General features: G+C 69.7%; 17 protein-coding genes and 1 tRNA gene. 8 read left to right on the top strand and 10 right to left on the bottom strand.

The annotated features are described in order from the left end of the window. Positions 1 to 22: 22 nt before the first annotated feature. The 5 genes from ACFWU3_RS02710 to ACFWU3_RS02690 all read left to right on the top strand — a co-directional run bounded on the left by ACFWU3_RS02710 (position 23) and on the right by ACFWU3_RS02690 (position 7,389). Positions 23 to 901: a helix-turn-helix domain-containing protein gene (locus tag ACFWU3_RS02710; protein WP_384430055.1), complete on the top strand. Its 879-nt coding sequence runs from the start codon at positions 23 to 25 to the stop codon at positions 899 to 901. A 20-nt stretch (positions 902 to 921) separates the two neighbouring features. Then, positions 922 to 1,248, top strand: coding sequence for a chorismate mutase (locus ACFWU3_RS02705; protein ID WP_384430274.1), 327 nt, complete (start codon positions 922 to 924; stop codon positions 1,246 to 1,248). A 135-nt stretch (positions 1,249 to 1,383) separates the two neighbouring features. Continuing rightward, on the top strand, positions 1,384 to 3,873 hold the full coding sequence (gene pepN / locus ACFWU3_RS02700) for an aminopeptidase N (protein WP_384430052.1): 2,490 nt from the start codon (positions 1,384 to 1,386) through the stop codon (positions 3,871 to 3,873). A gap of 703 nt (positions 3,874 to 4,576) precedes the next feature. Beyond that, the gene (locus ACFWU3_RS02695; protein WP_384430049.1) at positions 4,577 to 5,950 is read left to right on the top strand and encodes a pyridoxal phosphate-dependent decarboxylase family protein; all 1,374 of its coding nucleotides are present in this window, start codon (positions 4,577 to 4,579) and stop codon (positions 5,948 to 5,950) included. After that, positions 5,947 to 7,389 (top strand): lysine N(6)-hydroxylase/L-ornithine N(5)-oxygenase family protein, encoded by a 1,443-nt coding sequence (locus tag ACFWU3_RS02690; RefSeq protein WP_384430046.1) that lies wholly within the window; start codon positions 5,947 to 5,949, stop codon positions 7,387 to 7,389. The genes ACFWU3_RS02695 and ACFWU3_RS02690 overlap by 4 nt, the downstream gene beginning before the upstream one ends. A 22-nt stretch (positions 7,390 to 7,411) precedes the next feature. Here the strand turns inward: ACFWU3_RS02690 and ACFWU3_RS02685 are convergent, their stop codons facing one another. Beyond that, positions 7,412 to 9,211 (bottom strand): bifunctional metallophosphatase/5'-nucleotidase, encoded by a 1,800-nt coding sequence (locus ACFWU3_RS02685; RefSeq protein ID WP_384430044.1) that lies wholly within the window; start codon positions 9,209 to 9,211, stop codon positions 7,412 to 7,414. A 176-nt stretch (positions 9,212 to 9,387) separates the two neighbouring features. On the opposite strand from ACFWU3_RS02685, the gene ACFWU3_RS02680 reads away from it, so the two are divergent. Both ACFWU3_RS02680 and pyk read left to right on the top strand, forming a co-directional pair. Next, positions 9,388 to 10,101, top strand: a complete 714-nt coding sequence (locus ACFWU3_RS02680) for an SIMPL domain-containing protein (RefSeq protein ID WP_384430041.1) — start codon at positions 9,388 to 9,390, stop codon at positions 10,099 to 10,101. A 145-nt stretch (positions 10,102 to 10,246) separates the two neighbouring features. Continuing rightward, the gene (pyk, locus tag ACFWU3_RS02675; RefSeq protein ID WP_384430038.1) at positions 10,247 to 11,680 is read left to right on the top strand and encodes a pyruvate kinase; all 1,434 of its coding nucleotides are present in this window, start codon (positions 10,247 to 10,249) and stop codon (positions 11,678 to 11,680) included. A 26-nt stretch (positions 11,681 to 11,706) separates the two neighbouring features. Here pyk and ACFWU3_RS02670 read toward each other — a convergent pair whose 3' ends face one another. Further along, complete coding sequence (locus ACFWU3_RS02670; protein WP_384430035.1) at positions 11,707 to 12,495, bottom strand: helix-turn-helix domain-containing protein; 789 nt, start codon at positions 12,493 to 12,495, stop codon at positions 11,707 to 11,709. 85 nt (positions 12,496 to 12,580) lie between these two features. Beyond that, positions 12,581 to 12,663, bottom strand: a tRNA-Leu gene (locus ACFWU3_RS02665). Positions 12,664 to 12,756: 93 nt separating this feature from the next. On the opposite strand from ACFWU3_RS02665, the gene ACFWU3_RS02660 reads away from it, so the two are divergent. Then, positions 12,757 to 13,410 (top strand): ANTAR domain-containing response regulator, encoded by a 654-nt coding sequence (locus ACFWU3_RS02660; RefSeq protein WP_384430032.1) that lies wholly within the window; start codon positions 12,757 to 12,759, stop codon positions 13,408 to 13,410. Positions 13,411 to 13,514: 104 nt separating this feature from the next. Here ACFWU3_RS02660 and ACFWU3_RS02655 read toward each other — a convergent pair whose 3' ends face one another. From ACFWU3_RS02655 to ACFWU3_RS02625, 7 genes are all read right to left on the bottom strand, one after another. After that, positions 13,515 to 14,231: an ABC transporter ATP-binding protein gene (locus ACFWU3_RS02655; protein ID WP_313946962.1), complete on the bottom strand. Its 717-nt coding sequence runs from the start codon at positions 14,229 to 14,231 to the stop codon at positions 13,515 to 13,517. Continuing rightward, positions 14,228 to 15,118, bottom strand: coding sequence for an ABC transporter ATP-binding protein (locus ACFWU3_RS02650; protein ID WP_384430271.1), 891 nt, complete (start codon positions 15,116 to 15,118; stop codon positions 14,228 to 14,230). The genes ACFWU3_RS02655 and ACFWU3_RS02650 overlap by 4 nt, the downstream gene beginning before the upstream one ends. 5 nt (positions 15,119 to 15,123) lie before the next feature. Then, a complete protein-coding gene (locus ACFWU3_RS02645; RefSeq protein ID WP_384430268.1) occupies positions 15,124 to 16,860 on the bottom strand; it encodes a branched-chain amino acid ABC transporter permease in 1,737 nt (578 codons plus the stop codon). Between the two features lie 5 nt (positions 16,861 to 16,865). Then, a complete protein-coding gene (locus tag ACFWU3_RS02640) occupies positions 16,866 to 17,798 on the bottom strand; it encodes a branched-chain amino acid ABC transporter permease (protein WP_384430029.1) in 933 nt (310 codons plus the stop codon). Between the two features lie 103 nt (positions 17,799 to 17,901). Further along, complete coding sequence (locus ACFWU3_RS02635) at positions 17,902 to 19,131, bottom strand: branched-chain amino acid ABC transporter substrate-binding protein (protein ID WP_384430027.1); 1,230 nt, start codon at positions 19,129 to 19,131, stop codon at positions 17,902 to 17,904. A gap of 869 nt (positions 19,132 to 20,000) precedes the next feature. Next, on the bottom strand, positions 20,001 to 20,402 hold the full coding sequence (locus ACFWU3_RS02630) for a hypothetical protein (RefSeq protein WP_384430024.1): 402 nt from the start codon (positions 20,400 to 20,402) through the stop codon (positions 20,001 to 20,003). A gap of 133 nt (positions 20,403 to 20,535) precedes the next feature. Continuing rightward, the gene (locus ACFWU3_RS02625; protein WP_384430021.1) at positions 20,536 to 21,012 is read right to left on the bottom strand and encodes a PaaI family thioesterase; all 477 of its coding nucleotides are present in this window, start codon (positions 21,010 to 21,012) and stop codon (positions 20,536 to 20,538) included. Positions 21,013 to 21,071 lie beyond the last annotated feature (59 nt).

Here is a 21,071-nt window from a genome sequence, read left to right as displayed (position 1 = left end):
GCCAGGGAGAGGACGAAAGCGGATGTACCACACCTGGATGCGCTATTTCACCCCCGGTCCCGTGCACCAGCGGCTCGGCCTGGTCTGCCTCGGCGTCGGACTCCAGCACGGCCTGCTGCCCACGGTCGGGCCCCGCACCCTGGACCACCATGTCGCCGTCGTGATCAGCGCGGGCAGCGGCTGGTTTCGCGAGCCGGACGGACAGCGCACGGCCGTCACCGCGCCCGCCCTGCTGTGGCTCACGCCCGGAGTGCCCCACCACTACGGCCCCGACCCGTCGGGCGGCTGGGACGAGAGCTTCGTCGACTTCTCCGGACCCGCCACCGCCACCTACACCGAACTCGGCTACATCGAGCCCCACCGGCCGGTCGTCCCGCTCTCCGACACCGCCGCCCCGCGCGCCGCCGTGGGGCGCATCGCCCGGGCCGCCCGCCGCGGCAATCCGCTCCTGGAGGTCGAGACCGGCGCCGCCGTGCACGAACTCCTCGTCGCCCTGCGCCGCGCCCGCGCCGACACCAACGCCGCGGGCGACCCCGTACTCGGAGCGCTCGCCCGCGACGCCTTCCAGCCGCTGTCGGTCGCCGAGCACGCGGCCCGCCACGGCATGACCCCCGCCGAGCTGCGCGCCGCCGTGCGCCGGGGCGCCGGGTGCAGCCCCAAGGACTACCTCCTCGGCATCCGGCTCGGCCGGGCCAAGGAACTGCTCGTGGCCACCGAGCTCCCCGTCGCCGCCGTCGCCCGCCGCGTCGGCTACGAGGACCCGGCCTACTTCTCCCGGCTGTTCACCCGCCGTGTCGGAACCGCGCCCGTCCGCTTCCGCGCCCAGCAGGGACGCGCCGTGCCGGGCGGCTGGAGCAACCGCATCCCGGACCCCGAACACCCCCCGACGATCTCCACGTGATCGTCGTAAGCTCGCTGACCATGACCACCAGGGACATCGACGAGAACGTGCGGGCCGAGCTGAACCGCCTGCGCGAGAGCATCGACAACATCGACGCGGCCGTCGTCCACATGCTCGCCGAACGCTTCAAGTGCACCCAGCAGGTGGGCCGGCTCAAGGCCCAGCACCATCTGCCGCCCGCCGACCCGGACCGCGAGGCCCGCCAGATCGAGCGGCTGCGCCAGCTCGCGGAGAGCGCCAGACTGGACCCCGCGTTCGCCGAGAAACTGCTGAACTTCATCATCGCCGAGGTGATCCGCCACCACGAGACGATCGCCGCCGACCCGGACGTCGCGCCGCGGGCATGACCTGAAGCGGGCGCCGCCGACCCGGACGTCGCGCCGCGGAGACGACCCGGGGCGGGCGCACCGGGCGGGGCGTGCGCTCTCAGCGCAACCGATACCCCGTGTGCGGGAGCGGGCCCATCAGGCAGCATGGCCCTCATGTCCGTCCTGACGCGCGACGAAGCGCAGACCCGTGCCCAGTTCCTCGACGTCCACCGGTACACGATCGACCTCGATCTGACCACCGGGGAGGAGACCTTCGACTCCCGTACCGTCATCCACTTCACCGCGCGGGCGGACGGGGACACCTTCGTCGAGATCAAGCCGGACGTCCTGCGCTCCGTCACCCTGGACGGACAGCCGATCGACCCCGAGACGCTCACCGGGAACCGGCTGGCGCTGCGTGGCCTGAGCGCCGGCGAGCACGAGCTGAACCTCGACGCGAGCATGCGGTACTCCCGCACCGGTGAGGGCATGCACCGCTTCACCGACCCCACCGACGGCGAGACCTACGTCTACACCCAGCTCTTCATGGAGGACGTCCAGCGCGTCTTCCCGGCCTTCGACCAGCCCGACCTCAAGGCCGTCTTCGAGCTTTCCGTCACCGCGCCCGCCGGCTGGAAGGTCCTCGGCAACTCCGTCGCCACCGACCTCGGCGACGGACGCTGGTCCTGCGCCCCCACCCCGCCGCTGGCCACCTACTTCGTGGCCGTCGCCGCGGGCCCCTGGCACTCCGTCCTGACCGAGCACGCGGGACTGCCCTTCGGCATACATTGCCGGCGTTCGCTCGCCCCCCACCTGGACGCGGACGCCGACGAGATCTTCGAGATCACCCGCCAGTGCTACGACCGATACCACGAGAAGTTCGAGGAGCCGTACCCCTTCGACTCCTACGACCAGGCCTTCGTGCCCGAGTTCAACGCCGGTGCGATGGAGAACCCGGGACTCGTCACCTTCCGCGACGAGTTCGTCTACCGCTCCGCCGTCACCGACACCGAGCGGCAGACCCGCGCCATGGTCATCGCCCACGAGATGGCGCACATGTGGTTCGGCGACCTGGTCACCCTGCGCTGGTGGGACGACATCTGGCTGAACGAGTCCTTCGCCGAGTACATGGGCTACCAGACCCTCACCGAGGCAACCCGCTTCACCGACACCTGGGTGGACTTCGGCATCGGCCGCAAGTCCTGGGGCTACGACGCCGACCAGCGGCCCTCCACCCACCCCGTCGCACCCGACCCGGACGCCGTCCCCGACACCGCGTCCGCGATGCTCAACTTCGACGGCATCTCCTACGCCAAGGGCGCGTCCGCCCTGCGCCAGCTGGTCACCTGGATGGGCGAGAAGGACTTCCTCGCCGGCATCAACACCCACTTCGCCCGCCACAAATTCGGCAACGCCACCCTCGCCGACTTCATCGACTCCCTCGCCCAGGCCACCGACCGCGACGTGCACGGCTGGGCCGAGTCCTGGCTGCGCACGACCGGCGTCGACACCCTCACCTCGACCGTGACCGAGTCGAACGGCACCTGGTCGCTCACCGTCGCCCAGGACGGCAGCCGCCCGCACCGCATCGCCGTCGGCGCGTACGACGCCGACCCCGTGGACGCCTCCGCCCTCGTCCTGCGCGACCGCTTCGAACTGGACGTCCCGCACAGCGAGAACGGCTCCCGCCCCGGCCGGCGCCCGGCCCTCGTCGTCCTCAACGACGGCGACTCCAGCTACGCCAAGGTCCGTCTCGACCCGGCCTCCTGGGACACCGCCGTCCGTTCGCTGTCCGCCGTCCCGGACCCGCTGACCCGCACCGTCGTGTGGAACGCGGCCCGTGACATGGTCCGCGACGGCGATCTCGCCCCGGCCGCCTATCTGGAGGCCGCCCGCGCCCATCTGCCGCGCGAGTCGGACCTCGCCGTGGTGCAGGGCGTGCTCGCGTTCGCCGCCGGTCAGATCGCCGACCGCTTCTCGCCCGCGGACGAGCGCCCGGCGGCGCTCAGCGCCATCAGGAACATCTGCCGCGACCTGCTGCGCCGCACCGAGGACGGCAGCGACGCCGGACTGCGCCTGACCGCGGTACGCCACTTCATCGACGCGGCCGCCCAGCCCGAGACGATCCAGGAATGGCTCGCCGACGGCAGCGTCCCCGGCGGACCGGAGCTCGACCCGGAGCTGCGCTGGCGCATCCTCTACCGTCTCGCCGTCCTCGGCGAGACGGACGAGAACGCGATCGCGGCCGAACTGGACCGCGACCCGAGCGCGACGGGCCAGGAGGGCGCGGCCCGCTGCCGTGCGGCGCTGCCCACACCGGAGGCGAAGGAGGCCGCGTGGGAGCGGCTGTTCATCTCCGACACGCTCTCCAACTACCTGTTCACCGCCACGGCGCAGGGCTTCTGGCAGCCCGAACAGGCCGACCTCGTACGGGAGTACGTGGCGCGGTACTTCGACGACGCGGTCGCCCTCGCCGGCCGCCGCGGCCCGGCGATAGCGGAGGCGGCGGGCCGGTACGCGTTCCCGCTGCACGCCGTCGACGCGCAGACGCTGGAACTGGGCGAACGCTGTCTGCGCGACGCGGACATGATCCCGGCCCTGCGCCGCAAGCTTGCGGACCAGCTGGACGATGTGCGCAGGGCGCTGTCGGTGCAGGAAGGATAGGCGCGGGCGAGGGGGCGCGCTGCCGGGCGCGCCCCCACCGGCCGGTCGCGGGTCGGTGCGCGGTGAACCCCGCGTGGCCGTCGCGGGTGCTCGGCCGACATCGGCGCCCCGGCCGTTTCTGCCCCCGGTGCGCCCGGGCGTGGCGGTCGCGCGGTGGGAGTGCCCGCCGCGGGTGATCCTCGGAGCCGACCGGGCGGCGGGACGCGCCGGGTGCCGCGCCGGGTGCCGCCCCGCGTTGCCTCCCCAGGGCAGCGCCCCGGGCGCGAGGTGTTGCCTCGGGACGCCGGTCGGTGAACCGCCGCCGCGGTCGCGGGCGCGAAAGCGCCGCCCCCGCTGCGACGCTCGGTGTCCCGGTTGCGGCCCGTGCGTGGAGTCGCAGCCGGTGAACCCGCCCGGCCGTGACCCCGCCCGGCCGTCAACGCGCGCCCAGCCGTGAACCCGCCCGGCCGTGAACGCGCAGCGCTGTGAACCCGCTTGGCATGGTCGCGCGTTGACGCCTCGGTGCGCCGTGGCGCGAAGCCCGGCCTGCCGGTGGCGGGTTGGTGTGCGGGCAGCCTCCCCGCACACCCGTCGCGCGCCGTATCCCCGCGCGCGCCCCCACCTGCCACCCGCGCCAATACCCCTTGCCCTTCCCCGTCGTTGAGCATCGTGCGCACCCTCGTCATCCCGGGGTGCCGGCCCGGCGACACGCGAAGGACCCTCCATGAGTACGCCGCCTCTCGCGGGAGGAACCACAGGTCCCGACGCCCTGCGGCCCCTGCTCGACGTCGTGCTCGACGCGCTCCGGGACGGCGCCGCCGATCGCGGTGGGCCCCTGCCGCCCGGTGGGCCCGTGCCCGTAGCCGCGCGGCTGCGGGAGGCCGCCGCATGCGTTCTCCCCGAGCAGGGCACCGGTGCCGAGGAGGCCCTGCGCAGCCTCGTGCGCGCCCTCACGCACGGCGCCGCCGACCCCGCGGACCCGCTGTGTGCGGCGCATCTGCACACCCCGCCCCTCGCGCTCGCCGTCGCAGCCGATCTCGCCGCCTCCGCGCTCAACCCCTCCATGGACTCCTGGGACCAGGCACCCGCCGCGTCGGAGCTGGAGACCGCCGTCGCCCGGGCACTCGCCCACGAGGTCTATCCCGCGGCACCCGCTCCCGACGCCCTGTTCACCACCGGCGGCACGGAATCCAACAGGCTCGGGCTGCTGCTCGCCCGCGAACGCCACGGCGCGGTCCAGGTGATCTGCGGCGCCGCCACCCACCACTCGGTGCACCGGGCCGCCTGGCTGCTCGGACTGCCCGAGCCGGTGGCCGTCCCCGCCGGATCCGGTGTGCTCGACCCCGCCGGTCTCGACGAGGCGCTCACCGACCTCCCGGGCCCCTGCCTCGTCGTCGCCACCGCCGGCACCACCGACACCGGGCGAATCGATCCTCTGCCCGAGATCGCCGACCTCTGCGCACGCCACGGCGCCGAGCTCCACGTCGATGCCGCCTACGGCGGTCCGCTGCTCTTCAGCGACCGGCACCGCGGCCTGCTGGAAGGACTGGACCGCGCCGACTCCGTCACCGTCGACCTGCACAAACTCGGCTGGCAGCCCGTCGCCGCCGGGGTGTTCGCGGTGCCCGACCGGTCCCGTCTCGGACCGCTCGGCGTCCGGGCCGAGTACCTCAACGCCGACGACGACACCGAAGCCGGACTGCCCGACCTGCTCGGCCGTTCCCTGAGCACGACACGGCGGCCCGACGTCCTCAAGGTCGCCGTCACGCTCCGAGCCCTCGGCCGCGCCGGACTCGGCGAGCTCGTCGACCGCGTCTGCGCCGCCGCCCAGCAGCTCGCGGACCTCGTCGACCGGCACCCCCACCTGGAGCTCCACGACCGCCCCGCCCTGTCGACGGTGCTGTTCCGGCCCGTCGCGGCCGACGACGAGCAGACCGCGCGGATCCGCCGCGTCCTGCTCACCGAAGGCCGTGCCGTGCTCGGCCGCGCCCGCGCCGACGGCCGCCTCTGGCTCAAAGCCACGCTCCTGAACCCGCACGCCACAACCGGCGACCTGGAAGAACTGCTCGAACTCGTGGAAGGCAGCACCCACCGATGACCGGTACGCCCGCACCCGAACCGTCCCACAACCCCGGGGGAGCCTGGGGGGACACCCAGCCCCTCGACCTCGTCGGCATCGGCATCGGCCCGTTCAACCTGTCCCTCGCGGCCCTCGCCGACGGCATCCACGGCGGGCTCGACACCGCCTTCTACGAACAGCGCCCCGCCTTCAGCTGGCACCCCGGCCTGCTGATCGACGGCTCCACCCTCCAGGTCCCCTTCCTCGCCGACCTGGTGACCCTCGCCGACCCGGCGAGCCCCTGGAGCTTCCTGAACTATCTGCGCGCCCGCGAGCGGCTGTTCCCCTTCTACTTCGCCGAGAAGTTCCACATCCAGCGTGCCGAGTACGACGCCTACTGCCGCTGGGTCAGCGACAACCTCCCCGGCCTGCACTTCGGCCACCAGATCGACGCCGTCCGCTGGAACCCCGAACGCGCCCTGTTCGAGGTCGACTTCACCCAGCTCGACGCCGACGGCGAGGCGGAGGCACTCGGCCGCAGCTACGCCCGCAGCATCGTCCTCGGCGTGGGCACCGAGCCGTACGTCCCCGAACCGCTGCGCCCGCTCGCCGACGCCCCGACCGTCCCCGTGATCCACTCCGCGGACTACCTCGACCACCGGGAACGGCTGCTGGAGGCCGAACACATCACGATCATCGGCTCCGGACAGTCGGGCGCCGAGGTCTTCCTCGACCTGCTGCGGGCCCGCCCCGCCGGCGCGGAGAAGCTCCACTGGCTGGCCAGGACCGAGGCGTTCGCGCCCATGGAGTACTCCAAGCTCGGCCTGGAGCACTTCACCCCCGACTACAGCCGCTACTTCCACGCCCTGCCCGAGCAGACCCGCGACCGGCTCGTCCCGCAGCAGTGGCAGCTCCACAAGGGCATCGACGGCGACACCATCGCGGCCATCCACGAGGAGCTCTACCGCCGGACCCTGCACGGTGGCTGGCCCGACGCCGTCCTGACCCCCGGTGTCGGCGTCCGTACCGCCGGCCGGGTCGCCACCACCAAGGTCGAACTCCACCTGGAACACGCCCAGCAGGGCACCCGCTCCCGCCTCACCACCGACGCCGTCGTCCTGGCCACGGGCTACCGCGAGCGCTCCGTCGACCGGATGCTCGCCGGACTGGACCCGTACATCCGCCGTGACGCCTCCGGCCGGCCGCGCGTCGACGGCGAGTTCAAGGTCGTCCTGGACGAATCGGTGACCGGCTCGGTGTATGTGCAGAACGCGGAGAAGCACAGTCACGGAGTCGGCGCGCCCGATCTCGGCCTCGCCGCCTGGCGCAGCGCCGGCATCCTCAACTCCCTGACCGGCAAGGAGCCCTACCCCATGCCCCGGCGTACGGCCTTCACCAGCTTCGGCCTGGAACGCCGGGAGGCGCCCAGCGTCCCCGGGCAGGCGATGGAACTCACCCCGCTCGCCCAGGGAAACTGAACGCCTCCTGACACGCGGACGGTCAGAAGACCGGCGTACCCTCACGCGTCAGCTTCCAGCCCACCGAAGCGAACTGCGCCGGATCCACCGTGCCCTTCGCCGTCACCCAGGTGATGATCGTGTTGCGGATCTCCTCCGAGTTCGCCCACAGCTGCTGGGAGCCCGCCACATGCGGGAAGTTGCCGCCGCCGCTCGCCCGGTAGTTGTTCACGGCGAGCACGAACTGCGCCGCCGGGTCGATCGGCTTGCCGTCGAAGGACAGCGCGGCGATCCGCGAGCCCGCCGGCTTCGCGATGTCGATCTCGTACGTCAGACCCGAGATCGCGTCGTAGTTGTAGTCCGGCGTGTTGTCGGCGTTCGTCAGCTTGGCCGTGTCCACCGGGCCACCCGCCGGCGTCTGCACGTAGTACCGCGCCGAGAACTCCAGATAGTCCTTCAGCTGCGCACCCGTGAGCAGCCGCGCCTCCAGTGTGTTCTCGAACGGGTACAGCCCGGCGGCGTCCTTGATGGTCACGTTGCCGGCCGGGATCGCCGCGGTCCGCGAGAAGCAGGACGCCTGCGAGAGCACCGGCAGCGCCGCCCACTGGCCGCCGGCCAGCGCCGCCTTCACCGTCTCCTGCTGGACGTGGTTGATCAGATCGATGATCGGCTCGTCCTTCCACGGCGCGTCGGCCGTGGTCATCGCGGTGACGGAGGTGCCGATGACCTGGTTGACGTACGCGACGACCTTCTTGTGCTCGTCGCCGAGCAGCCGGGTGATCTTCGGGTCCTCCTCGACGGTGTTCGAGTTCAGCACCTGGGCGCCGACCTTCTCCACCGTCCAGCGGCCCTTGCCCCACACCAGGTCGAAGTCGAAGAGGGTGAGCCGCTGGCCCCACTTCAGCGGCTCGGAGAGCACGACCTTCGCGCCGGTCTCCTTGTTGGTGACGAAGTACTCGGCGATCTCGGTGTGCGCGTGACCGACCAGGATCGCGTCGATACCGGGCACCTGCTCGGCGACCAGACCGGCGGCGTTCTCGATGTGCGGCAGTTGGTCACCGTAGGACGAGGTACCGCTGGAGCCCGAGTGAGCCGAGACGATGACGACGTCGGCGCCCATGGAACGCAGCTTCGGCACCCACTTGGCGGCCTGCTCCTCGAGACCCGGGAAGACCATCTTTCCCTGCACATTGGCCTTGTCCCAGATGGCGATGCCCGGGTTGGTGAGCCCGAGGACCGCGACCCTGACATCCCGTCCGCACGGCGTGGACAACCGGTGCATGCTGTACGGCGCGAACGCCGGGCGCAGCGTCTTGGCGTCCAGCGCGTTGGCACCGAGCAGCGGGAAGCGGCACTGCTCCTCGAACTTGCGCAGCACCGGGATGCCGTAGTTGAACTCGTGGTTGCCGAGAGCAGCCGCGTCGTAGTCGATCGCGTTCATGGCCTGGGCCATGGGGTGCACCGGCCCGCGCTTGGCCGTGATCGGGTCGACCTTCGCGTAGTAGTACGACAGCTGGGTGCCCTGGATGGTGTCGCCGGCGTCGATGAGCAGCGTGTTGCGCCGGCCCTTCTCCTCGCGGATCTGGTTCACCAGCGTGGAGATCTTCGCCAGGCCCACATCGTTGTGCGCCTTGTCGTCGAACTCCTTGTCGGTGAAGTAGTCCCAGTTGAAGACATTGCCGTGCAGATCGGTGGTGCCCATGACGGTGAACGAATACCGCTTCGGCGGACGGCCCGAGGCGCGCTCGTCGGCCGCGGCGGGCACGGCAGCGCTGCCGGCGATGGCCACCCCGGCCCCGGCGGCGGCGGATCGCTCCAGGAACGTCCTACGGTTCAGCGGCATTTCGTATCCCTCGTTCTCTCGGTTCACAGGCACAACGCGCGTAGATTCTGGCTCAGGGGCGGTGCCGGGCGACACCCCCCGCGGGTTTCGATCTGGTGTCTGCCGGTCGTACCACCCGGGATGCGAGAGTGTCGGACACGTCCGCCGGCACGACCACGCCGTACGAGGGAGCCACCGTGACCACCGACGCACCGCCCACCGCCGCGCCGTACGGCACCCCCGAGACCCCGCGGGTCGCCGTCCGCGGCGAGGCCCGCCTGGAGTTCGACCCCGAGATCGCGCGGATCGGCGTCGCCGTGAGCGCACGCGGCACCGACCGGCGCACCGCACTCGACGACCTCACCCACCGCAACACAGCGGTCCTCGACCTCATCAAGTCCTACGGCGACGCCGTGGAGAAACTGGAGACCGGCGCCTTCTCCATCACCCCCGAACTCACCCGGCACGGCCGCGCCGAACGCATCCGCGCCTACCACGGCCGGGTGCACATCACGGCCGAACTCTCCGACTTCACCGCGCTCGGCGAACTCACCACCCGCCTCGCCGATCTCGACCTCACCCGGGTCGACGGGCCCTGGTGGGCGCTGCGCCCCGACTCACCCGCCCACGGCGAAGCCCGCCGCCAGGCGGTGCTCGAAGCCGTCCAGCGCGCCCGGGAGTATGCGGAGGCGCTCGGCGCACGCCTCGCCGCGCTGGTGGAACTCGCCGACCTCGGAGCCGAGAACGCCGTCGGTTACGGAGTGCCACCGGCCCCCGGCGGAATGCGCATGGCCGCCTACGGAGCGGCCGACAGCGCCGAAATGGCCCCCGCACTCGACCTCGAACCGCAGCGGCAGACGGTCTATGCGCAGGTCAACGCCCGCTTCACCATGACGCCGCCGGCACTGTGACGGCCGGGCGCCCCGATCGGCGCAATTGCTCATCGGAGCGCCCCCGCGCACAATTCAACACTTGTCAATAAGCCTTCACGTAAAGGTTGTTGAGTAGTCATGCCCGGCCAATTCCCTACCCGTCGGTAAGCTCTAGGCTCGAACCATGCGCCGAGCAAAAATCGTTTGTACTCTGGGGCCCGCCACCGACTCGTACGACCAGATCAAGGCACTGGTCGAGGCCGGAATGGATGTTGCCCGATTCAACCTCAGCCACGGCACCTACGCCGAGCACGAGGAGCGCTATCAGCGCGTACGCAAAGCGTCCGACGAGACGGGCCGCAGCGTCGGTGTCCTCGCCGACCTTCAAGGTCCGAAGATTCGCCTCGGACGCTTTCGTGAAGGCCCCGTACTGCTTGAACGCGGGGACGAATTCGTCATCACCGTCGAGCCGATGGAGGGCGACCGCCACATCTGCGGCACCACCTACGACGGACTCGCCGCCGATGTCACCACGGGTGAGCGCATCCTCGTCGACGACGGCAAGGTCGCCCTCGAAGTGACGGCCGTCGACGGCCCCCGGGTCACGACCACCGTGATCGAGGGCGGCATGGTCTCCGACCACAAGGGCCTCAACCTCCCCGGTGTGGCCGTCTCCGTCCCCGCCCTGTCCGAGAAGGACATCGACGACCTCCGCTGGGCCCTGCGGATCGGCGCGGACATCATCGCCCTCTCCTTCGTCCGCAGCGGCAAGGACATCGAGGACGTCCACCGCATCATGAAGGAGGAGGGGCGCCGGCTCCCCGTCATCGCCAAGGTCGAGAAGCCGCAGGCCGTCGACAACATCGACGACATCGTGGCCGCGTTCGACGGAATCATGGTCGCCCGCGGCGACCTGGGCGTCGAGATGCCCCTGGAGCAGGTCCCGATCGTCCAGAAGCGCGCGATCAAGCTCGCCAAGCGCAACGCGAAGCCGGTCATCGTGGCGACGCAGATGCTGGACTCGATGATCGAGAACTCCCGCCCCACCCGCGCCGAGGCCTCCGACGTGGCCAACGCCGTCATCGACGGCACGGATGCCGTGATGCTGTCGGGCGAGACGAGCGTCGGCAAGTACGCGGTCGAGACGGTCCGCACCATGAGCCGCATCGTCGAGGCGGCCGAGGAGGACGTACTCGCCAAGGGCCTTCCGCCGCTGAACGACCGCAACAAGCCCCGCACCCAGGGCGGCGCGGTGGCCCGCGCGGCCGCCGAGATGGGCGACTTCCTGGGCGCCAAGTTCCTGGTCGCGTTCACCCAGTCCGGCGACACGGTCAGGCGGCTCTCCCGCTACCGCTCCCCGATCCCCCTGCTGGCCTTCACCCCCGACCCGGCCACCCGCTCCCAGCTCAACCTCACCTGGGGAGTGGAGACCTTCCTCGGCCCGCATGTCGACTCCACGGACGCGATGGTGGCCCAGGTCGACGAGGAGCTGCTGAAGATCGGCCGCTGCCGGAAGGGCGACATCGTGGTGATCACGGCGGGCTCGCCGCCGGGTGTCGCGGGCTCGACGAACCTGGTGCGCGTGCACCACATCGGCGAGGACGACAGCCCGAAGTAGGTGGCACGGGCCGGAGTGCGCGCTGCTCAGTACTTCGGCCCGATGTGTTGGTCCATGAGGGCGACGGATGCCCGGCGGGCGACGGAGATGTTGTACGGCCTCCCGGCCCGGGTGCAGTGCTTCCACTCGACTCCGAGCGTGTCGAGGGTGTCGGTGTACAGCTGCCTGATGTCGTCGGAGACGTTGGTGAACCAGTAGCGCGGGTATTCGTAGCGCTTGACCTCACCGCCCACGAGGCGGGTGGTCCAGTTCATGTTCCGGCAGCCGTCGGAGTGGACCAGACCGCGGACGAACTCCCACGGATGCCGGTCCACGATCGCCTGCTGCCAGTCTTCGAGGGCGATGCGGCGTTCGTGCTTCTTGCCGGCTCCGTGCTGAGGAAAGAGGCACGTCAGGTGCTTCGAGTAGACCTTCACGTTGTGGCAGCCCGTCCTGCGGACGCGGCACACCCCGTTCTCGGGGAAGACGGTGCGTATCGCACGCTCGGCCTCGTCCATGAGGCCGGGCCATGCGTCCCCACAGGTGATCATGAGGTTGGGCACCCGATGCCCCGAGTAGTGGCTGATGTGCCCGTCGCCGAGATAGAGCCCCAGGAGGTACGCGTACGCACTCCCGTCCAGGGCGCGGTCGTCGCATCGAGGGCACTCCGGATTGTGCGAGCCCGGGCATGCACCGCGCTCGGCCCGGTCCCGGTGGAGCCAGTACGCGACGGTGCCGAGAGGCACGTCCAGCCGGCGCGCCACATCCGCGTTCCGGGCTCCGCCGTGGAGGAGCGACAAGGCTTTCCGGCGCACATCAGTGCCATGGACTCTCATGCGACTACTCTGCGCGACAGCGGATGTCGTTGGGCAGCAAAAAGTGGATGTTCCACGCGAACGGGAACATCCACTTGTCCAGGCGTACCGGGTGCGGGACTCGAACCCGCAAGCCCTCTCGGGCAGAGGTGTTTGAGACCTCCGTGTATACCGTTCCACCAACCCGGCCGGTTTCGCTTGTGGGAGTGTACCCGGTGACCGCCCGCCGGTTCAGCTGGGTAGGCTCGGAGGAGCTGTAGCTGCCCTGCAAAGAGGAGTCCCGTGACCGCCCCCGACTCGCCCCAGCCCCCCGCCGACGACGACGCGTCGCACGTTCCCCCGCTGACCACCCGCGTCGTGATCGCGGAGGACGAGGCCCTCATCCGTCTCGACCTCAAGGAGATGCTGGAGGAAGAGGGCTACTCGGTCGTCGGTGAGGCCGGCGACGGACAGCGTGCGGTCGAGCTCGCCCGGGAGCACCGGCCCGACCTCGTCATTCTCGATGTGAAGATGCCGGTCCTGGACGGCATCTCGGCGGCGGAGAAGATCGCCGAGGAGTCCATCGCGCCGGTGCTGATGCTGACCGCGTTCTCGCAGCGCGACCTCGTGGAGCGGGCCAGGGACGCCGGGGCGATGGCGTACCTGGTGAAGCCGTTCAGCAAGAGCGACGTGGTCCCGGCGATCGAGATGGCGGTGTCCCGCTTCACGGAGCTGAAGGCGCTGGAGAAGGAGGTCGCGGATCTCTCGCAGCGGCTGGAGACGCGCAAGCTGGTGGACCGCGCGAAGAGCATTCTGCAGACGCAGTACGGCTTGACGGAGCCCGCCGCGTTCCGCTGGATCCAGAAGACCTCCATGGACCGCAGGCTGTCGATGCAGCAGGTGGCGGAGGCGGTCATCGAGGACGCGGAGGAGAAGAAGGCGGCGAAGGGGCAGTAGATCCCGGCCTCTTGGCTGCCGTACGCCCCGCGCAGTACGTACGAGAAGGGCCCGCACCCCCTGATCCCGGGGTGCGGGCCCTTCTCTGTGCGGGTGCGGGTGGGTCAGTCCTCGCCGAGGTACGTCTTGCGGACGTTCTCGTCGTGCAGCAGGCTCTCGCCCGTGCCGGTGAGCTTGATCTCGCCGACCTCCATCACATGGCCGTAGTCCGCCAGCGAGAGAGCCGCCTGGGCGTTCTGCTCCACCAGAAGAATGGTGGTGCCCCGGGACTTCAGCTCGGAGATGGTCTCCATGATCTTCTGCATCATGATCGGGGAGAGACCCATGGAGGGCTCGTCCAGCATCAGCAGCTTCGGCTGCGACATGAGCGCGCGGCCCATCGCCAGCATCTGCTGCTCACCGCCCGAGAGGGTTCCGGCGGCCTGCTTCCTGCGCTCTCCCAGGATCGGGAACAGGTCGTAGGCACGCTGGATGTCCTTCTCGATGCCCGCCTTGTCGGTGCGCAGGAACGCGCCGAGCTGGAGGTTCTCGGTGATCGACAGACGCGGGAAGATGTGCCGGCCCTCGGGGGAGTGGGCGAGGCCCAGCGACACGATCTTGTGTGCGGGAACTCCCGTGAGCGGCTTGCCGTCGAAGACGATCCGCCCTCCGGCGGGCTTCAGCAGTCCGGACAGCGTCCGCAGTGTCGTGGTCTTGCCGGCACCGTTGGTGCCGATGAGAGTGACGACCTGGCCGGCCTCGACGCTGAAGGAGATGCCCTTGACGGCCTCGATCTTGCCGTAGGCGACCCTGAGGTCCTCGACCTCCAGAAGTGCGGTCACTTGGCGTCCCCTTCCGGGCTGGTGGTGCTGGTGGTGCTGGTGTTGCCCTGCGCCTCGGCGGCCTCGACCTCGGCCGCCTCCGCCGCGCCGGGCTCACCCTCGAAGGGCGTTCCCAGGTAGGCGGCCACGACGCGCTCGTCACCCTGGACGACCTGGGGCGTGCCCTCGACGAGCTTCTCGCCCTGGACGAGACAGGCGACGCGGTCGCACAGGTTGAAGATGAAGCGCATGTCGTGCTCGATGACGAGTACGGCGATGCCCTGGTCCCGGATGGCGAAGATGAGCTCCTCGGCCGCCCGGGTCTCCTGCGGGTTCATGCCGGCCGTCGGCTCGTCGAGGAGCAGCAGACCGGGGTCGCTCGCGAGTGCCCGGGCGATCTCCAGCTTGCGCTGTTCGCCGTAGGGCAGGTTGCGGGCGAGGTGGTCGGCCTTGTGGTCGAGCCCGATGAACTCCAGGAGTTCCATGGCCCGTGTGTGCGACGCGGCTTCGGCCTTCTTGAAGCCGGGGCCGCGCAGCAGTGCCGACCAGAGGCCTTCCTTGGTCCGGGTGTGCCGTCCGACGAGGACGTTCTCCAGGACCGTCATGTTGGAGAAGAGCCTGATGTTCTGGAACGTCCGGGCCACACCGGCCTTGGTGACGAGGTGCGGCTTGGGCGGCAGGACCGAGCCCTTGTAGCTGACCTTGCCCTCGGTGGGGATGTACAGACCGGTGAGGCAGTTGAAGAAGGTGGTCTTTCCCGCACCGTTCGGGCCGATGAGGCCGACGATCTCGCCGGCCCGCACCGTGAGGTCGACCGAGCGCACGGCGGTCAGACCGCCGAAGCGCATGGTGACTCCGGTCGCTTCCAGCACGGGCTCGGCCGTGGTGGTCGTGGTGGTGGTCGTCATGTCGTTCACGCCCCAGCCTTGGCGATGCCGACGCCGGAGTCGGGCAGACCCTTGTCCGGTACGTCGAGTTGATCGGTCTCGTGGTACTCGAGCTGGGCGCGGCGGTTGGCGATGAGGCCCTCCGGGCGGAACCGCATCAGCAGGATCAGCGCGATACCGAAGCCGAGGAGCTGGTAGTCCTGGAGGAACTGCAGCTTGGCCGGGATCATGTAGAGCAGTGTGGCGCCGAGGAGCGGTCCGCTGATGGTGCCCATTCCGCCGAGGATGACGGCCGCCAGCAGGAAGGCGGAGTTGGGCGGGACCGGGCCGGCGAACTGGTACATCTCGGGGACGACGGTGTGCTGGACGTGTGCCTGCACGGTGCCGGCGAGGCCGGCGAGGGTCGCGCCGAGTGCGAACGCGATGAGCTTGACCCGGAAGCCGTTGATGCCCATGGCGGTCGCGGCGGTCTCGTCCTCGCGGATGGCGACCCAGGCGCGGCCGATGCGGGAGCTGCCCGCGCGGCTGAAGACCAGGACGACCAGGACCATCGCGAGCAGCATCAGCAGGTAGTAGTTGGCGTAGCTGCCGAGCTCGATGCCCGCGATGGTGTGCGACTCGCCGAAGTTGTATCCGAAGAACTCGAGGTCCGGGATGTTCGGGATGCCGTTCGGGCCGTTGGTGATCTGGGGGCCCGAGACGCCGTCGAGGTTGCCCATCGCGATGCGGAAGATCTCACCGAAGCCGAGGGTCACGATGGCGAGGTAGTCGCCGCGCAGCCGCAGGGTCGGTGCGCCGATGACGACACCGAAGATCAGTGAGACGGCCGCACCGGTGAGGACGGCGGCCCAGAACGGGAAGTGCACGTCGAACGCGGATGCCGTCGAACCGGAGACGAGGGCCGCGGTGTACGCGCCGACGCCGAGGAAGGCGACGTAGCCGAGGTCGAGCAGGCCCGCGAGTCCGACGACGATGTTCAGGCCCAGCGCGACGGTCGCGAAGATCAGGATGTTGACCGCGATGAGCGTGTACGTGTCGGTGTTCTGGGTGAAGGGGAACGCGGCCGCCGCGACGAACGCGGCGATGAGGGTCACCTGGCGGTACTTCGTGGTGAGCCCGGACAGCCGTGCGACGAGCCCGGCCTTGAAGAGCGCCGCGGTGGCGAAGCCGACGGTGATGAGGTAGCCGGTGAACAGCTCGGCGTACTCGGTGTCGATGCCGTAGGTGATCACGTACATGCCGACGGCGAACGCGGCGACCACGATGAGGATCTCGGCCCAGGAGGGGAGTTCCTTGGGTCGCTGCGCCTTGCGGGTGTCGTCGGGGAGCATGAAGGCGGCGACGACGGGGATGGCCGAGGTCACGGCCGCGACATAGCCGCCCGGTTCGAGGTTGATCACGCCGCCGAGTTCGACGGCGATGGCGATGACCGTGAACCAGGTGGTGCCGAAGGCGCCCAGTGCCAGCAGCTGCAGGGCCTTGGTGGTGCCTGTCGGGGCGAGCCAGCCGAGGCCCTTGATGCCCAGCGAGGCCAGTGCGAAGAGGACGATGACCAGGCCCGCCACGAGGGTGAGGACCTGAAGCCCGCCCGGGTATCCGTAGACCGTGAGGTCACCGGGGAACTCGGAGGTGTACGTCCAGGACATGAAGGTGCTGGCGATCGTGGCGACTCCGCCGACCGCGGCGAGCCAGCGCAGCGCTGTGACGCGCGAGGCGTTGTCCGACGCGGGGACGTCGGTCGTCTTGGTGATGTCGGTGGTCATCGTTCTCACGCCCGATCCGCGACGCGCTCACCCAACAAGCCCTGCGGCCTGACGAGAAGCACGACGATGAGAAGTACGAATGCCCAGACGTTGGACCAGGCGCCACCGCCGAGCTGCTGCATTCCGGGGATCTCTTCGATGTACGCGATCGACAGGGATTCCGCGAGACCCAGGACGACGCCGCCGACCATGGCTCCGTAGATGTTGCCGATGCCTCCGAGGACCGCGGCGGTGAACGCCTTGAGTCCGAGGATGAAGCCCATCTCGAAGTTGATCTGGCCCTTGTCCAGTCCGTACGCGACCGCGGCGACCGCGGCGAACGCGGCGCCGATGGCGAACGCCATCACGATGATGCGGTCGGTGTTGATACCCATCAGCTTCGCGGTGTCCGGGTCCTGGGCGGTGGCCTGCATGGCCCGGCCGCTGCGGCTCTTCGAGACGAAGATGCCGAGGCCGAGCATGCACAGCGGTGCGAGGACCAGGACGAAGGCGTCGGCGCGCTGGATGCTGAGGTTGTCCAGGATCTTGAAGGACTCGCCGGTGAACTCCGGGAAGCTCCGGGCCGCCTTGGCGTCGGGGTAGAAGCCCCAGATGAGTTGCTGCAGTGCGATGGACAGGCCGATCGCGGTGATCAGGGGCGCCAGCCTGGGGGCGCCTCGCAGCGGCCGGTAGGCGAAGCGTTCCGCGGCGGTGGCAACGGCGACGGAGGCTATGGCGCCGCCGATGATCATGAGGGGTATCGACACCAGAAGTGACGTTCCGCCGGGGAGCATCAAGTAGGTGGTGAGGGCGCCGAAGCCCCCGATCATGAAGATCTCGCCGTGGGCGAAGTTGATGAGCTGGACGATGCCGTAGACCATGGTGTACCCGATGGCGATGAGGCCATAAAGGGCACCGAGGGCAAGGCCGTTGGCCAGCTGTTGCGGCAGTTCGTTCACCGCAGGGCCTCCGATGAGCGTGTCGGATATGACACCGCGCGAGGGCGCTGTTTGCGCCCTCGCGCGGCCTGGTTCATGTGATGCAGGGGGGTGATGCGGTGGATCAGTCCTCGAACGTGGCGCTCTTGACGTCCTTCCAGTCAGCGCCCGTGACCTTGTAGACGGTCAGCTGCTTGTTCGTGGTGTCACCGAACTCGTCGAACGCGACCTTGCCGGAGACGCCGTCGAACGACACCTTGGACATGGCCTCGACGACCTTGGCGCGGGCGTCGTCCGGCACCTTGCCGTCGTTGGCCGCGACGACTGCCTTGACCGCCTGGATGATGGCCCAGCCGGCGTCGTAGGAGTAGCCGCCGTACGCCGCGTACGGGTCCTTGTAGCCGCCGGCCTGGTAGTCGGCGATGAACTTCTTGGCGGTCGGGAGCTTCTCGACCGGGTAGCCGACCGAGGTCGCCAGGTCACCGTCGTTCGCGACACCGGAGGCCTTGATGAAGGCCGGGTCGTAGATGCCGTCGCCACCCATGGTGGGGATCTTGGCTCCGGCCTTCTTGACCTGGTCCGAGAGCAGGCCGCCCTCGGGGTACTGGCCACCGAAGTAGACCGAGTCCGCGCCGGACGCCTTGACCTTGTCGGCGGTGGAGGAGAAGTCGGTCTCCTTCACGGTGACGTGGTCGGTGCCGGCGATGGTGCCGCCGAGGCGCTTGAACTCCGCGGAGAAGATCGCGGCGAGGCCGGCGCCGTAGGTCTGCTTGTCGTCGACGACGTAGACCTTCTTCTTCTTGGCGTCGTTGTACAGGTACTGCGCGGCGAACTTGCCCTGGATGACGTCCGTGGTGGCGGTACGGAAGTACGTCTTGAACGGACGCTTCTTCTCGCCCTTGCCCCAGTTGTCGCCCTGGGAGAGGGACGGGTTGGTGTTCGCGGGGGAGACCTGCGTGAGGTTCGCCGTGTTGAACACGCCCTGCATCGACTGGGAAACGCCGGAGTTCAGCGGGCCGACGACACCGAGAACATCCTTATTGCCTACGAGCTTGGTGGCGTTAGCCTGCCCCGAGGCAGGAATTGCCTGGTCGTCGTAGGATTCGACCTTGAATTCAACGCCCGGGACCTCGTTGTTCTTGTTCGCGGTCTTGGCCGCGAGGTCCACGGAGTTCTTGATTCCCTGGCCCAGGGCGGACAGCGAGCCCGTCAGCGGGGCGTCCACACCGATGACCACGGTGGTCTTGCCCCCGGTGTCTTTGCCCTTGTCGTCGTCGCGCGAGCCGCAGGCGGTGAGAGTGAGTGCTCCCGTGGTGACCACGGTGGTGAGAATGAGCAAGGAACGGTTGCGCACGATAAGTCCTTTCCCAAGCGCGGCCCCTCCCCTGAGGTGCCGTTTGGTCGCCGGGCCGTACTGGGGGGTACACGGCCGTGCTTTTGATGCGCCCGGCGGCGCGGTGACTGGCCGTGACTCTAAGCGGAGCCGACGGGGTCAGGGAGCCGGGAAGTCAGGATGTGACGCTCTTGTTATGCCAAGGCCAAGACTTGGTGGGGGAGTGTGGACAGATCGGGCGCACATTTCACCGGCGTTTCGGCCCACATGGTGAGAACGCGCAGTTCCGCTAAGGGGCTTGGGGCGATCTTGGTACTGACATCGGCAAGATCGAGAAAAGGCCGCACGGAAGCCCATTCGTGACGAGGTGGTGAACTGCCCGGTTGGATTTCCGGCTCGCGCTTCCGTTACGGAGGGTGACGACTGGAGCGATTGCCGCGTCGCCGCGGCGCGCCTTCGGCGTCCGCTCGCGCCGGCTCGGTGGCCATGATCCAGGCGCGGAGCCCGCTCGATCGGCGGTCGTCGGCGGCGGTGGACCGTGGGTGCCCGAACATGGCGACGGATCGCCCGACGAGCGCACGATAATCGGTGTTCCATGTACGACTGTCGTGGTCAGGGCCCGACTGAATGGCCTTACTCCGCTGCCTGGTTGACGCCCGGACCGCCCGTTCGGTCCCTGTACGTCTCCGGTGCGTCCCGCGCCCCGGCGCACCATCGGCGCATGCTCCGGAACCATTGAACCGCGGGGAGGGTGCGAGGTGCGTCGCGACCCCCACGAGTACAGCGCGTCGCCAACGCGCCGGGATGCGGCGGCTCTTGGCACCGTCCGCCGCCGCGGCAGCTCTGCGTAACCGTCGCGGCCCGAGGTGCTGAGACACCGCTCCGGTGCGTCATCGCGGTGGGCGCCAGTTCTCCGAGCTGCCGGTGGCCCCGTTCCGGGCGGCACAGCGTTCACGGGCCTGCCGGTCGATCAACGCGAGGGCCTTGTCGCGGCCTTGGCGTCGTTCCTCGGAGCGGCCTGCGGCGACGATCTCCTCGTGGATCGCGTACTGCTCGTTGGACAAGCCCTTCTGCTCCCAGTCGATTCCGGCCGCCTTGCTGCCCTTCAGAGTCTCTTTGGCCCAGTAGGACACGAGACTTGTACAGATGTCCGCCGCCGATGACGCGCGGGGAGCGGCGGTCGGGGCATCGTTCCCGCCGGAGGCGCCGGCCGCCGAACAGCCCGCCGCGGCGAAGGCGAGCGCCAGTGCGTACGCGGTCAGGACGGTGGCGGGGTGCCGGGCGGTCCTCATACGTCGAACGCTAGAACGTCACGATGGGTAACTCAACAGAGCTGCGTGTAGCAGGACGGCGCGCCTTCATAGTCCGGGGCGCGGCAGGCGCGGACGGCTCGCGCTGCTGCCGCACCCCGGGGCGGGGCAACGGTCAAGAAGCGGACTGCGGTGCTCCGGCCGCGTCCCGCAGCAGGCACGTCAGCCGCGCCGTGCACACCCGCTTGCCCTGCTCGTCCGTGATCACGATCTCGTACGTCGCCGTCGAGCGGCCCCGGTGCACCGGCGTCGCCACCCCGGTGACCGTGCCGGAGCGCACGCCCCGGTGGTGCGTGCAGTTGAGGTCCACCCCGACCGCGATCTTGCTCGTGCCGCCGTGCAGCATCGAGCCGACCGAGCCGAGGGTCTCCGCGAGCACGGCCGAGGCGCCGCCGTGCAGCAGCCCGTACGGCTGGGTGTTGCCCTCCACGGGCATCGTGCCGACCACCCGCTCCGCCGAGGCGTCCGTGATCTCCACGCCCATGCGGTCGCCCAGGGTCCCGGCCGAGAAGAGCGCGGGCAGGTCGACCCCGAGCTCCGCGTACTCGTCGATGACCTCTTGCGGGAAGTTGACGGTCTTCTGCTCGCCCATGGGGCCCGGCTCCGTTCTGCTGCCTTGCGTGCTGTGTGCACCGTCTTACCAGATGCCTG

This window comes from Streptomyces sp. NPDC058685 (assembly GCF_042714725.1).
GTDB lineage: Bacteria > Actinomycetota > Actinomycetes > Streptomycetales > Streptomycetaceae > Streptomyces.
Note: the sequence above shows the minus strand (reverse complement) of the source record. Positions and strands in the feature narration are given on the sequence as shown.

What these genes read in the sequence shown, in the direction of transcription:
- ACFWU3_RS02625 (WP_384430021.1), bottom strand. Translation starts at nt 21,012, where the DNA reads ATGGGCGAGCAGAAGACCGTCAACTTCCCGCAAGAGGTCATCGACGAG.
- ACFWU3_RS02685 (WP_384430044.1), bottom strand. Translation starts at nt 9,211, where the DNA reads ATGCCGCTGAACCGTAGGACGTTCCTGGAGCGATCCGCCGCCGCCGGG.
- ACFWU3_RS02645 (WP_384430268.1), bottom strand. Translation starts at nt 16,860, where the DNA reads ATGACCACCGACATCACCAAGACGACCGACGTCCCCGCGTCGGACAAC.
- ACFWU3_RS02690 (WP_384430046.1), top strand. Translation starts at nt 5,947, where the DNA reads ATGACCGGTACGCCCGCACCCGAACCGTCCCACAACCCCGGGGGAGCC.
- ACFWU3_RS02695 (WP_384430049.1), top strand. Translation starts at nt 4,577, where the DNA reads ATGAGTACGCCGCCTCTCGCGGGAGGAACCACAGGTCCCGACGCCCTG.
- pepN (WP_384430052.1), top strand. Translation starts at nt 1,384, where the DNA reads ATGTCCGTCCTGACGCGCGACGAAGCGCAGACCCGTGCCCAGTTCCTC.
- ACFWU3_RS02710 (WP_384430055.1), top strand. Translation starts at nt 23, where the DNA reads ATGTACCACACCTGGATGCGCTATTTCACCCCCGGTCCCGTGCACCAG.
- ACFWU3_RS02705 (WP_384430274.1), top strand. Translation starts at nt 922, where the DNA reads ATGACCACCAGGGACATCGACGAGAACGTGCGGGCCGAGCTGAACCGC.
- pyk (WP_384430038.1), top strand. Translation starts at nt 10,247, where the DNA reads ATGCGCCGAGCAAAAATCGTTTGTACTCTGGGGCCCGCCACCGACTCG.
- ACFWU3_RS02630 (WP_384430024.1), bottom strand. Translation starts at nt 20,402, where the DNA reads ATGAGGACCGCCCGGCACCCCGCCACCGTCCTGACCGCGTACGCACTG.
- ACFWU3_RS02650 (WP_384430271.1), bottom strand. Translation starts at nt 15,118, where the DNA reads ATGACGACCACCACCACGACCACCACGGCCGAGCCCGTGCTGGAAGCG.
- ACFWU3_RS02670 (WP_384430035.1), bottom strand. Translation starts at nt 12,495, where the DNA reads ATGAGAGTCCATGGCACTGATGTGCGCCGGAAAGCCTTGTCGCTCCTC.